At 57.1% G+C, this 13,274-nt stretch carries 11 protein-coding genes and 1 pseudogene; 8 read left to right on the forward strand and 4 right to left on the reverse strand.

Annotation, left to right across the window (positions count from 1 at the left end):
- Positions 1 to 111: 111 nt before the first annotated feature.
- Both ACTQXI_RS07905 and ACTQXI_RS07910 read right to left on the reverse strand, forming a co-directional pair.
- Entirely contained in the window at positions 112 to 759 is a 648-nt protein-coding gene (locus ACTQXI_RS07905) for a DUF6179 domain-containing protein (protein ID WP_441049103.1), read from the reverse strand.
- Complete coding sequence (locus ACTQXI_RS07910; protein ID WP_441049105.1) at positions 743 to 1,306, reverse strand: DUF6323 family protein; 564 nt, start codon at positions 1,304 to 1,306, stop codon at positions 743 to 745. The genes ACTQXI_RS07905 and ACTQXI_RS07910 overlap by 17 nt, the downstream gene beginning before the upstream one ends.
- Before the next feature lie 771 nt (positions 1,307 to 2,077).
- On the opposite strand from ACTQXI_RS07910, the gene ACTQXI_RS07915 reads away from it, so the two are divergent.
- Positions 2,078 to 2,383: a TfoX/Sxy family protein gene (locus ACTQXI_RS07915; protein WP_441049107.1), complete on the forward strand. Its 306-nt coding sequence runs from the start codon at positions 2,078 to 2,080 to the stop codon at positions 2,381 to 2,383.
- 66 nt (positions 2,384 to 2,449) lie between these two features.
- Positions 2,450 to 3,241 (forward strand): MerR family transcriptional regulator, encoded by a 792-nt coding sequence (locus tag ACTQXI_RS07920; protein ID WP_441049109.1) that lies wholly within the window; start codon positions 2,450 to 2,452, stop codon positions 3,239 to 3,241.
- Positions 3,242 to 3,677: 436 nt separating this feature from the next.
- On the opposite strand, the gene ACTQXI_RS07925 is transcribed toward ACTQXI_RS07920, so the two are convergent.
- On the reverse strand, positions 3,678 to 4,895 hold the full coding sequence (locus tag ACTQXI_RS07925; RefSeq protein WP_441049111.1) for an InlB B-repeat-containing protein: 1,218 nt from the start codon (positions 4,893 to 4,895) through the stop codon (positions 3,678 to 3,680).
- A 337-nt stretch (positions 4,896 to 5,232) separates the two neighbouring features.
- Between ACTQXI_RS07925 and ACTQXI_RS07930 the strand changes: the two genes are divergently transcribed.
- The 3 genes and pseudogenes from ACTQXI_RS07930 to ACTQXI_RS07940 form a co-directional block, all read left to right on the forward strand.
- On the forward strand, positions 5,233 to 6,576 hold the full coding sequence (locus ACTQXI_RS07930; RefSeq protein ID WP_441049113.1) for an LPXTG cell wall anchor domain-containing protein: 1,344 nt from the start codon (positions 5,233 to 5,235) through the stop codon (positions 6,574 to 6,576).
- Between the two features lie 103 nt (positions 6,577 to 6,679).
- On the forward strand, positions 6,680 to 7,753 hold the full coding sequence (locus ACTQXI_RS07935; RefSeq protein ID WP_441049115.1) for an SDR family NAD(P)-dependent oxidoreductase: 1,074 nt from the start codon (positions 6,680 to 6,682) through the stop codon (positions 7,751 to 7,753).
- 473 nt (positions 7,754 to 8,226) lie between these two features.
- Positions 8,227 to 8,462, forward strand: a pseudogene (locus ACTQXI_RS07940) (hypothetical protein); the annotation flags it as partial.
- 893 nt (positions 8,463 to 9,355) lie between these two features.
- On the opposite strand, the gene ACTQXI_RS07945 reads toward ACTQXI_RS07940, so the two are convergent.
- On the reverse strand, positions 9,356 to 9,499 hold the full coding sequence (locus ACTQXI_RS07945) for a LuxR C-terminal-related transcriptional regulator (protein WP_441049123.1): 144 nt from the start codon (positions 9,497 to 9,499) through the stop codon (positions 9,356 to 9,358).
- 398 nt (positions 9,500 to 9,897) lie between these two features.
- Between ACTQXI_RS07945 and ptcA the strand changes: the two genes are divergently transcribed.
- The 3 genes from ptcA to ACTQXI_RS07960 all read left to right on the forward strand — a co-directional run.
- Entirely contained in the window at positions 9,898 to 10,968 is a 1,071-nt protein-coding gene (gene ptcA / locus ACTQXI_RS07950) for a putrescine carbamoyltransferase (RefSeq protein WP_441049117.1), read from the forward strand.
- 266 nt (positions 10,969 to 11,234) lie between these two features.
- Complete coding sequence (locus tag ACTQXI_RS07955; protein WP_441548490.1) at positions 11,235 to 12,665, forward strand: APC family permease; 1,431 nt, start codon at positions 11,235 to 11,237, stop codon at positions 12,663 to 12,665.
- 306 nt (positions 12,666 to 12,971) lie between these two features.
- A partial coding sequence (locus tag ACTQXI_RS07960; RefSeq protein ID WP_441548491.1) for an agmatine deiminase family protein occupies positions 12,972 to 13,274 on the forward strand: 303 nt, incomplete at its 3' end.

A 13,274-nucleotide genomic window follows, 5' to 3' on the forward strand; every position in this document is an offset into this window, starting at 1 on the left:
GCACGAATCGAGAATCGGGTGCCTGACCGCATTCAATGAACGCCAAGTGAGCAACGTTGCAAATGCCCCTATATCGGCACAATTGCAACATGGGTCTGAATCAAAGGCCGTTCAGGCTCGAGCCCGGGAGGGTTCCAGCTCGCTCTCGTGCGGCAGCAGCAGATCGCAGAGGTTTACGTGCAGGCCCCGGTAGTCCGGGCATATGCGCTCGAGCACGGTGACACAGCTCTCGACGTCGAACCGCGCGATCCAGCGCGCCTCGACGAGGAGCTGCGCTAGGTACGCCTCCACGTAGTCGATCCCCAAAAGACCCGGGCCCACCGGCTCGCTCAGCTGGTAGTCGATGTCGCAGGGGACCTCGTGCGCGGCGAAGTGGACGTCGTAGCGCCTCTTTAACTCTCCCAGGCTCGCCAACGTGTCGCGCAGCGCCACGTTGCGGATGGGCGGCATGGTCGCAACCACGTCCCACCAGAGAGCGAGGGCCGCGTCCGTCCGCTTCTGGAGTGCGCGAACGCCCTCATGCCAGAGCACGATGGGATCGTCAACGTCGAGCACGATGGCGGCCTCCTCGGGCGTGGCGTCTGCGACGCCCAGCGCATAGGCGACCGACATGGCGAGTTCATGTATCTCGCAGGCCGACACGCTCGACGATCCGGCAGCACAGTACAGGTCGGCAACGTGCGCCAGAAGGCGCGTAAAATTATCCGACGCCCTACCTGCGTTGGGGACGCCAGCTCCTCCGCTAATCGCCCCAGCCATCGGACCACCCCTCTCCGTCCCAGCCATCCACATACTCGTCGAAGTCCCACTCGGCGGAATCGAATGTGTACGCGCGCCCCTCGTCGTCGACGATGCGGTACTCGCCGTCGTCCCCCGCCTCGGCCGCGCGCATGTATTCGGCGGAGAAGCGCATGACCTCCTTCGCCGGCATCGATGCGACCTCGGCAGCGTCTCCCCACGCGTCCAGGCAGTTTCGCAGGGCGTCGGCGATCTCCGCGTCAGGCACGTCGACGGACAGCTCGTCGCGGATGGCATAGAAGGCGTCCTGCAGCTCTGCAAGCACCTTCGCCACGCTGGTTTGCGAAAGATACGGCGAGCCTGACACAGCTCCGGCTACCTCGACGATAGCCGGCAGCCCGAACTCCACCCGCTCGGTGTCAGCCAGCGCCTCAACCCGGCGCTCGGCCAGCATCCGATAGTCCTCCCGCGTGATCGAGAGGCCACCTGAAGCAAGCCGCCCGTTCACCTCGGCCAACGTCGACCCCGCGACGCTCGTTGAAAACGCAAGCCACATGTCAAATCCCATGGACAACACCCCTTCCAAAATCGCGGTCAATGTCTAATATCGCGTGGGGGCGCCAAGTTCAAGACTGAAAATCTTGACCAGAGTATGGTAATGTGGCCACTGTCAGACGGCGCTTCTCCACGAAAGCTTACGCCACAGCGATGCGCCCTGGCGCACTTGCCGCACCTTCTGCAGGGTGCTGGCGATCGGATCTAACTCTGCTATCGAGGGAAGAGAAAACAGCTCTTCAGAGGGTCGCCCTCATCGGCATTTTCATCGTTTTACCATCCTTTTATCTTATGCTGAAATGAAAAGTAAAATGGGATGTCAGCGACACTGTCGGCTTTGTTCGCGTTGTTGGCGCCGAGTCAATAACGCCAATGTTTACATGCTGATTCCCGCTCCCGTAGGTCAACGATGGGAATCGACAGGGAAGCGGCTAGCGCACATTGTTCGATTTTTTTCAAGGATTCGCGGCGGTCCCGCCCCTCGCAGCAATCTACAATAGGCGTGTTGAGAACCAGCCGAAGCCTTCGGCAAGCACCGGCGAGAGAAAGGCTCAGGTGCATGAGGAACTAGCGATGCCCATACACAACACCCGTAACCAGACTTTCATGCTGGCGGCCATGCCCGAACGGGTGCAGCATCGTGCGTCCAAGCACCAACCTCAATCCAAGCAATCCCTACAAGATTCAGCAAGGCGCAATGCTGCATCCCATGGCCTCCTGCGGAAACCGAAGGCAAAATGCAGCTCAACCACTTTCGGATTCCATTCGACCAAGGAGAAGACTGATGTCGTCGAGCGCGGAGTATCTGAATTACATACTCGACCTGTTGCATGAGGTTCCCGCCCTGACCCATCGCAAGATGATGGGCGAATACATGCTGTACAGCGACGGTGTCCTGTTCGGCGGCGTCTACGACGACAGATTCCTTCTGAAAGACGTCCCTGCCGCACTGGAAGCCTTTCCAACGGAGCAAGTCCCCTATGACGGGGCGAAGCCGATGCTTCTCGTTGATGGCGATAATCCAACGCTAATCGCGGCAGTGGTCGATGCCATGACCCCTCAGCTCCCCCTTCCGAGAAAGAGGAAATGATCTTCTTGACCCTCCCCAAAGGGGAGGCCCCAAAGTAGGCGTCGTCAGAGGAAAGGAGGCATTCAGATGCTGAAAATCGGAGAGTTCTCCAAATTGTCCATGCTCACGGTGAAGACCCTGCGCTTCTACGAGAAGGAGGGCCTTCTGCAGCCCGCCCAGGTAGACCCGTGGACGGGCTATCGCCTGTATGAGACATCGCAGCTCAAGGACGCGGCGCACGTCAAGGCCCTTCGCCAGCTGGGCATTCCGGTTGCCCAGATCAAGGCAATAGTGGCCGGCGCAAACGAGCAGGAGATTCTCCTGGAGCAGGAGCGCACGCTCCACCAGCAAGAAGCAGAGATTGCCAGAAGCCTTTCCGTCATCCACCACCTACTGGAAGGAAACGGCATGAAGTACCAAGTAACCGAAAAGACCCTCCCCGCCTGCATCGTCTACTACTCCGAGGCCACGCTTTCTCGATGCTCCGACGCCATGAGCTGGATTCCCGCCCAGGGCGCCGAGGCGAGGGCCCTGAACCCCGGCCTGAAGTGCGCCGAGCCGCCCTACGAGTTCGTCGAGTACCTGGATTGCGAGTACCGCGAATCCTATGTGCGCGTGCGCCACTCCGAGGCCGTAGAAGCGTTCGGCTTGGAAAGCGACAACATCAAGTTCCGCACCATTCCCGAAACCAAGGTGCTAAGCATCTACCACCAGGACGCCTACGACAACATCGGGGAGGCTTATTCGTTCATCATGAAATACGCCGAGGACAACGGCTACACGGTAGCTGGCCTTTCGCGCGAAAGCTACATCGACGGCATCTGGAACAAGGAGTCCGTTGACGAATGGCTCACCGAGATCCAACTGCCCGTCGAGTAAGGCGGATTCCCCATCTGAAGGGTTGCAGCTAATCGCAAAAGCAAAAGTGGCTCGGCCGAACATCAGCCGAGCCACTAAACGTAAGGCAGAATCGAGAACTGCCTATGGTAATTAACTTTATTTTCAGACCTCTAAGCCATTGGTCCAAAACGAAGGCGTTTGTCACGCGAAAAACAGCCCGTGACAACATTTTGACAACATGGATTTTCGCGAATTTTGTTTAATCCAGCGTAAAACTCTTCAAAATGCCGCACTACGACAAAAACTGAAGAAAATACGGCACGATTTGATTATTGAGTGGGAATAGGAGAAAACTGGGAATAGAATTCCCAATTTTAGTAGGAACAGCGTAATTAGGTACGCGAATGGGAAGGGGAGTCCCGCGGGACTCCCCTCTGTTTAGATCGAGAATTAAAACGGTAACGTCACGTATGCTTTATACGTGCTTGCATTTGCGATACGCGGTTAACGCGATGCCGACTGCGATCAGGGCTGCTGCACTGAAGCAGAGGGATGCCAGGAGTGCCATCTGGTTGTCACCGGTCCGGGGGATTGTTGAGTTGGTGGGAGCGGAGTCGGCATTCTTCTTCCACTGGGCGTACAGGGTGGTGTCCTGGTCTGCGTTCTTCTTGGCGTCGAAGGCCTGCTTGCCTTCCTTGTCGTAGGTCCAGCCCTTGAAGGTATAGCCTTCGGCGGTGGGGTCATCGATAAGGGTGATGGGCTTGCCCTTCTCGGTCTGCTTGGTCACACTGTCGCCGTGGCCGTTCATGTCGAAGGTGACATCGACCATTTCGATGATGGGAGTGGAGGGAGCTTCCCAGACAGCCGTGAAGGTGATGTTTTCTTTAGCGGTGTATTCGCCGATAAAGGGATCGGTGCCTTCGGAGCCCTTCATGATCCAGCCAACGAATGTGTAGTCGCCGTCAGTGCCTAGATTGGGGAGTTCGACGATCTCACCCTTGTTCACGGTTTTGGCCTCAGGTGCGGTCCCGAATTCGGATTCGAAGGAAACGGTGACCTTTTCCTTTTTGGTCCATTTGGCGTAGACGGTCATGCTTGTAGCGGCGGTGCCGTTGAACGAGGTGGTGAGGCTCTCATCGGTGAACCAGCCGCCGAAGTCATAGTCGGTATCGGTGGGCTCGGGCAGGGTGACGGACGTCCCCTTCTTGACCGTAATGGGGTCGATCTGGGTTCCGTGGCCTTTCATATCGAAGGTCACGGTGACGGTTTTGTAAAGCGCTGCTTTAGTGAATCGGGTATTGGCATCCGAGCCTTCAATGGAAGATCCTGCTTGATGGGTAGGAGAAATAGGTGAATCAAAACGGGCGGTTAATACCGATCCCTCTTCCGTTATCAACTCAAGGACAGATGGGGGAATTGTATCTCCGTCCTTATTCATGAAATGGGCTTCCAGGTCATCGCTCGAGCTAGCTCGTTTTATTTCAAGCGTAAGGTTCTTTCCAGCTGTTGCTGGAACGCCGCCAACTCCCGGCTCTGGGACGCTATTCCAGGTGGCAATGGGCCCTTCGTCTTCAGCCCAGGCGTAATTCTGGGTGCCGGAGAAGGTGAAAGCGCAAACGCCGACTATGGCTGCGAGCGTGAGGACGAAAACCGGCAGGCGCCTGGCCAAGGTCTCTTTAACCTGTATCTTCATCGTATCCTCCAATTCAAGCGTGCGTTCCCTATTGCAACATTGCATTTCAAGTTAACAGAGAATTATTTTCGGGCATGTCCCTTGCTCGGCTCGGGCTTGCTCTGGACGGGGATGCTTCGTGGTCTTGATGGGGTGGGTGCCTAATTCGAAGGAGACAGAATCTGGTTTGGTGGTGCAGAAAAGTAACAAATATGATTTATTAGAGGGGTAATTACATTCAAACGACGCATAGCCAACAAAGATTCGGTTATTCTTTACCGGATGGAAAATACGCAGCAACACACTGTACGTCGTGTTGCGTTTTACGTTGGTTCAATTCGATACGATTGGAGCAGACATGAGCTTCATGGATGCCACATTCTCCAAATGGGGAGAGGTCGCAACTGCAGTTCTCTCCCAATCGCTTGCGAAAAGATTTGCGAGGGTGATGCTGGCGGCAGTGCTGGCAACATCTTTTCTGCCCGTTGTAGCTTTCGCTGATGAGGGCGGGGCGGTAAGCGATCCCGTTGGCAATGCAATCAGTGGCCCAAATCAGATTCAGTACGGCATGACTGCACAATATACCTATAACAATGGAAAACCAACGTCTGTATATGAATGGAGCTATGATCCTACCCAAGAAAACGGTGGAGCTATCAAAATCTCGAGTGTTGACAAATCGCCTAATGGGCAGATCGTTTCTGTAACGGGAACTCAAGTCGGCTACGTGATTTTGAGGGTTTCGGAAGATGGTCAGCCTATATGTAAAAGGAAGATCCTGATTTCACGGCGTGATATAACATTGACTTCCGGTAGCCTCGAGAAGATGTACGACGGCGAGGAACATAAGGGCGGATCAGTAAGCATCGATGGCGGAGATCTTGTTGGTACTGACGAATTAGATGTCACGTGGACCAAGTCTCTGACGGATGTTGGCGAGGTGGATAATGAGTTTTATGTAACTTTCACTTCAGGTACTGCCGCCAACTACAATATTACCTATAGATATGGCAAATTGAAGGTCACACCACGTGTGGTGACCCTGAAGTCCGCCGATTTGAGCAAGGAGTACGACGGCAAGCCCCTGACCAATCACAAGGTCACCGTTGGGGAGGCTGCCCGGGATACTGGTTGGGTCGATGGCCAAGGTGCCACCTATTCTTTCACCGGCTCGCAGAAGATCGTCGGCTCCTCCGAGAATGCGTTCGAATGCATCCCCAACGAGGGAACCAATCTGGACAACTATCAGATCAACAAGACGTACGGAACCCTGACCGTTGCCGACCGTAGCGAGAAGTACCGGATCACCCTCACTCCCAATTCCAAGTCCGTGACCTACGACGGCACCGAGAAGTCCGTATCCGGTTTCGAGACCCTGGAGTTCGAAGTCAACGGCTCCACCTACACCGTCGAGGGTCTGACCGCCGAGGCCAGAGGCACCGACGCAGGCGAGTACCCTGTCAAGGTTTCCGGCCAAGCTGTCGTCATCGATTCCGACGGCAACAATGTGACCGACCAGTTCACCGTGAACATCGACGATGCCAAGCTGACCATCGTCGGGGTCGACTCCGATAAGTCTGCATCCAATCTCCCTCACACCGGCGATAGCGCCGCCCTCTATGCAATGGGCATCTGCGGCGTGGCGATCGCTGCCGGTGCTGGGGCGCTCTTCACGTTCAGAAAGCGCAACAACTATAAATAAGCACGGATACCATTGGTGCAGCTCCATTGAAATGAAGCGCTAAGATAATCAGCAAAGGGGCCTTCCCGTCTGGGAAGGCCCCAACTTTGTGCGCGAGCATGGCATGTCAGAGAGCAAGCGATTTGTTGAGGGGGTAAATTGTTTGCTAGCAGCCTCTGACCATGCTAAATCTGTCTACTATTCAAACAGAAAAACGAGCAGCTCAACATATTTTCCTGCAGAAAAGAATACGGCAGTGCACGCTACGCGGCCGGCCCCTTCCCTTCCTGCCGAAATCCACACGCCTGCCATCCGCTTTTTCTATGCAAATATTCACAAACACGCAAAAAAGGAATACAAATACCTTATCGATTATTTGAACGAGAAAGGGAACACAATGGGTAGACTCGAAGGCAAAGTTGCTATCGTAACGGGTTCCACCAGCGGCATTGGCATCGGTATCGCAAAGGTATACGCAGCCGAGGGCGCAACGGTTGTTATTAGTGGTCGTCGTGCCGAAAAAGGCCAAGTTGTAGTTGATCAAATTGTTGAAGCAGGCGGCAAGGCAAGCTTCCACTATTTCGACATTACCGAACCAGCAAGCATCGAAGCGCTTATTGCAGACACTGTAGAGCAATACGGCAAGCTCGATATTTTGGTAAACAATGCAGCAAACGTTGCCCTCAAGGACGGTCGTGTTGACGAGCTCACCCTTGAAATGTGGGACGCTATTTTGGAAAGCGACCTGCGCGGCACCTTCTATGCAACGAAGTGCGCTATCCCCTACATGAAAGAAATTGGTGGCGGCGCAATCGTAAACATTGGCTCTATGGCATCATGTGCAGGCGACTTAGGTTCTACCGCTTATGCATGCGCCAAGGCGGGCGTAGACATCTTCACGCAATACGTTGCCTTGCAATACGGCAAAGACAACATCCGCTGCAATTGCATCCGTCCAGGCTTGATTGTTACGCCAGAAAACGAGGCGAAGGTTCCTCAGATGCTCAAAGATATCTTCTTGGGTAGCATCATGGTTAACCGCTACGGTTGCCCAGAAGACATTGCTCATGCAGCCGTATATTTTGGCTCCGATGAAAGCACCTACACCACGGGACAGATCATCAACGTTGACGGCGGCATGAATTCGCACGCTCCAACCGTTGCTCAGTTCCGCCAGATGAATTCCCGCACGTGGTAATTCGCACAGGCGAATAGACCAGTACGAAAGCGCGAACGCGAGAATGCGGAAAGCGTGAACGCATGAACGCATGAACGTGCTAGAGTGTGAAAGCGCGAAGGTGCGCATGACTGAATGCGCGAAAGCACACCACGCACGCAAAAGATTTCTTGCAGATAGAATCTACATGGCCACCCTTTGCGGGTGGCCATGTTTTTTGTGCAGGCAATCTGTTGGCTAAGACTTATAGGACAAAATGTGTGTCCACGTTGGGGGCTTATAGGACAAAATGTGTGTCCACGTTCGGGGCATCGGCGCAGGTCGATGCCCCTTTTTCAGCCGTTTAAATTCCGTGCCCGCTTTTAACCGCTCGGACAGAATGTGTGTCCGGTTGCCTATCGTTCCCGCAGGTAGATAACCCTTTTCCGGAACCGTCAAAAACCCTTTCGGAAGAGGTGCCCATGAAGGCCGTCTATTGCCCCTACTGCGGCGGTCGGGCCTTCAGGCGCAGGACGGCCGAGTTCCGGGAGGTCTGGCCCATGCCCGAGTGCGTCGACGAGGTCCACAGGGTCGTCTTCGTCGACGGCATATACCTCGCCAGGGACCTCGTCGTCCTCATCGCGCGGTTGCGGAGGTGTGGCCGCAAACCATGGTCCAGCGCTGCCTTTGGCATGCTTTCTCCCAGGTGAACAGGCACACGACTAACAGGCCGAGGCTGAGGGCGGGGATGCTTCGTGGTCTTGATGGGGTGGGTGCCTAATTCGAAGGAGGCAGAATCTGGTTTGATGGTGCTGAAAAGTAACATATTTGATTTATTAGAGAGGTAATTACATTCAAACGACGCATAGCCAACAAAGACTCGGTTATTATTCACCATATGGAAATAGAGTTTGTAGGTTCTCAGACCGATTGTGGCACATCGAAAAATGCGATTCGTGTAACGCTCGACCCGTCTATTGCCGAATACTACAACATCGTGAAGAACGAAGGTAAATTGACGGTCGAAAAGCGTCCGGTCACCCTGACCTCCGCGAGTGGTTCGAAGGAGTACGACGGCAAGCCCCTGACCAATCACAAGGTCACCGTTGGGGAGGCTGCCCGGGATACTGGTTGGGTCGATGGCCAAGGTGCCACCTATTCTTTCACCGGCTCGCAGAAGATCGTCGGCTCCTCCGAGAATGCATTCGAATGCATCCCCAACGAGGGAACCAATCTGGACAACTATCAGATCAACAAGACGTACGGAACCCTGACCGTTACCGACCGTAGCGAGAAGTACCAGATCACCCTCACTCCCAATTCCAAGTCCGTGATCTACGACGGCACCGAGAAGTCCGTATCCGGTTTCGAGACCCTGGAGTTCCAGATCAATGGTCAGACCTTCTACGTTTCCGGCGTTGAGGCTTCTGCAACGGGCACCGATACAGGCGAGTACCCTGTCAAGGTTTCCGGCCAAGCCGTCGTCATCGATTCCGACGGCAACGACGTGACCGACCAGTTCACCGTGAACATCGACGATGCCAAGCTGACCATCGTCGGGGTCGACTCCGATAAGTCTGCATCCAATCTCCCTCACACCGGCTGCGGCCGCCCCCTACGGGATCAGCCGTCTTCGGCCGTTCTTCATCCCTTCCAGAACAGCTGGCTGAGTTCTTGGCGGGTGGTGGTGCCGGTTTTCTTCAGAATGTTGTGCACATGGGCCTGCACGGTGCCCAGGGCCAGTTGCGGCGAACTGGCGATGTTCTGGTTGTCCTTGCCCTGCAGCACCTCTTTCAAGATGACGCGCTCGCGCGCGGTCAGGTGACAGTGCTCGCAGAGGGCGAGGAGCAGCTCGTCTACGTATTCTTGGGCGTCGGGCGCGTCGGTTCCTTAGAACGGAGGCGCAAGGTGTTGACAGCGGCGCACAGGGCGAAGAAACCAGTTCAATATCAATCCGTCTAGGCGTTAGGACTAGTTAGGATTAGTTAGGATTAGCTAGGATTAGCCAGGGTAAGGTGTGCGGTGAGCTAATGTAATCTGAAAATAATCCTGGTTATTTCTTCTCAAAACTACGGGTGCGTCCCATGCTGTGTGGCGCAAGGGAGCGTCTCGCTCATTTCGGGGCGCTTCATGGGAGCGCGGTCCGCAAGGGGCGGTCCGGCCAACGAATTTTGAAGGAGATTTCAATGGTCAAGGATTACATCGACACCAACGACTTCACAAAAGAAGAGCTGCTCGGCATGGTAGATCTGGCCATCGCCATGAAGGGGCTCATCAAGGAGGGCGGCGAGTACCCGCACCTGCTGAAGGACAAGACCCTCGGCATGATCTTCCAGCAGGTGTCCACCCGTACCCGCATCTCCTTCGAGACGGCCATGAGCGACCTCGGCGGTCACGCCCAGTTCTTCGGCCCCGGCTCCATCCAGCTGGGTGGCCATGAGTCCATCGAGGACTCCGGCCGCGTTATGGGAAGCCTCGTCGACATCCTCATGGCACGCGTCGATCGTCATAAGGATGTAGTGAGCTTGGCGAAGTACTCCGCGGCCCCCGTCATCAACGGCATGAGCGAGTACAACCATCCCACCCAGGAGCTCGGCGACCTCATGACCATGATCGAGAACTTGCCCGCCGGTAAGAAGATCGAGGACTGCAAGTTTGCCTGGATCGGCGATGCCACCCAGACCTGCGCGTCGCTCATGTTCATCTGCACGAAGATGGGCATGGACTTCGTGCAGTTCGGACCGAAGGGGCATCAGATTCCCGACGGCTGCCTGCATATTGGCACCGATGAGGAGCGCGCCGAGTTCGGCAAGCATCTCATGGCTATCGGCGAGGAGAACTGCAAGGTCTCCGGCGGCACCATCACCATTTCCGACGACATTTCCTGCATCGAGGGCGCCGACTTCGTGTACACCGATGTGTGGTACGGCCTCTACGACAGTGAAGTCTCCAGCTCCAGCTACATGGATGTGTTCTATCCGAAGTACCAGGTGACCTGGGATATGATGAACGTTGCCGGTCCGAACAGCATGTTCATGCACTGCCTGCCCGCCAACCGTGGCGAGGAAGTCGTCGACGAGGTCATGGACGATCCCGAGCGCTCCCTGTGCTGGGTCGAGGCCGAGAACCGCAAGCACTCCATTCGCGCCATCCTGGCCACTCTGTGCCCCCAGAGCGAGCCCGACGAGGAGAAGGCTGCGGCATACCGCGCCACCATCAATGAGCGCATGGCCGCTTTCGGTAAGCACGGTCTGTAAGACGTACCAGGTCGGGCGAGCTACGGCTCGCCCGCCTTCGCAGGAGATGGGCGACCTCATGGCCATCGGCGAGGAGAACTGCAAAGTCTCCGACGACAGCCGAGTGCATCAAGGGCGCCGACTTCATCTACACCGACGTGTGGTATGGCCTGTACGATGCTTTCTGATGGGCGGCAGCAGATGCTTGTCTCTTGCTGCCCATCATCTGCGCCACTGCGCGTAAGCACTGGCGCCCTGTCTGAAAACGACTGAGCAAAGGATTAAATATGAGTGACGGAAAGAAAAAGCTTTCCTTCCTGACGGTCATTTCGACCATCATCTGCGTCGTCTTCGTTTGCGAGGCCGCCGCTCCCGCTGCTGCCATTGGCAACCAGCAGTTCTTCTGGTGGATCTTCCTGATCCTGACCTTCCTGCTCCCTTACGGCATGGTCGTCGCCGAGCTCGGCACCACCTATGACGGCGAGGGCGGCATTTACGACTGGGTACGCGATGGCCTGGGCGACAAGTGGGGCGCCCGCATCTCGTACTACTACTGGGTCAACTACCCGCTGTGGATCGCCTCGCTGGCGACCATGTTCCCCGACATCCTGGGCATGGTCTTTGGCGTCGAGTTCAACCTGATCGCCAAGATGGGCATCGAGCTCGCCTTCGTGTGGATCGTCTACCTCATGGGCCGCTCCAAGGCGGCCGACTCCGAGTGGGTCCTCAACGGTGGCGCCCTGATCAAGGTCGCCGTAGCCGTCATCGTCGGCGCCCTGGGCATCTGGTATGCCATGGAGAACGGTTTCGCGAACGACATGTCCGCCGCCACCTTCCTGCCCGAGCTCACCAACACCAACGCCCTGGGCTACCTGTCCATCATCATCTTCAACTTCATGGGCTTCGAGGTTATCTGCACCATGACCGATGACATGGCCGATCCCGCTCGCGATATCCCCAAGGCTATCGTCGTCGGTGGCGTGGCTATTGCCGTCATCTACCTGTTCGCTGGCTTCGGCATCGGCGCCGCCATCCCGGCCGACTCCATCGACCCCGACTACGGCATGATCGTCGCAGTCCAGACCATGGTGGGCGATTCCGTGCTCTTCAAGGTCATCTGCATCGCCTTCCTGATCACCCTGTTCGCCAACATGGCCGCCTGGTCCTTCGGCGTCAACTCCGTCGCCCGCTACGCCGCCGAGCACGGCAACATGCCCAAGGTCTTCGCCTCGATGATCTCCGAGGACGACATGCCCAACGGCGCCAACCTGGTCAACGCCGTCGTCGCCTCCCTGGTCCTCTGCCTGCAGCTCGTTCCCGTCGACGCCATCTCCGACGGCGTCTTCTGGATGCTCTTCGGCACCTCCGTCGTCTTCCTGCTGCTCACCTACATCCCGATGTTCCCGGCGTTCCTCAACCTCCGCAAGAACGACCCGAACCGCGAGCGCATCTTCACGTTCCCGTTCAAGGGCGCGATGATGAAGGTCATGCTGGCCATCCCCTGCATCGAGCTGATCCTGGCCATCGTCGCGACGCTGGTGCCGTTCTCCGCCGCCGAGGTCGGCGAGAAGGTCCCGATGATCGTCATCTTCATCGTGCTCGTGCTCATCGGCGAGGTCGTCCGCGTCGTCAGCGCCAAGGGCCGCGAGACCGAGTACAAGGGCCTCACCCCCGAGCTGGCCGCCCAGCGCCTCGCCGAGGAGGCCGAGGAGAACTAGGGCACCCGGTTCCGGGCACCCCGGCCTCCTCGGAGGCGTGCCCGGGCGACGGGTCCGCCAACCATTCCCCGGGGCGGGTGCAGGCGATAGCTCCGGCAGCCGCCGACCGCCCCGACCCCTCTCCCGTATCCCTCGTGCGTCCCGTCTCCGCGCACCTGGCTACGTCGTCGCCCGCCGGTGCGACCCCGTGAAAACCGGCGCCGGGCGCCCCGACCTCTGCCGGGGGACGGGCGCCCGCCATCTCTTGGTCCTAGGCCGCGGGCAGCCCGCCCGCGGCAGACGATCGTCCGGTTTGGAGGAAATCTTATGCGTACGATCACCGAGTCCGAGTCCACCCCGAGGGCCGACGGCTTCTTCATGCCCGCCGAGTTCGCCCCCCAGGACCGCGTGTGGATAGGCTGGCCCCACCGCACCGACACCTGGGCCCACGGCGCCAAGCCCGCCCAGAAGCAGTATGCCGCCATCGCCCGCGCCATCTCCGAGTTCACCCCGGTCTATATGTGCGCCAACCAGGTCGACTACGCCAACTGCAAGGCCGTCTTCGAGAACGACGAGAACGTCACCGTCGTCGAGATGACCACCGACGACGCCTGGTTCCGCGACACCGGC

The organism is Collinsella sp. LCP19S3_C9, from assembly GCF_052121575.1.
Taxonomy (GTDB): Bacteria; Actinomycetota; Coriobacteriia; order Coriobacteriales; family Coriobacteriaceae; genus Collinsella.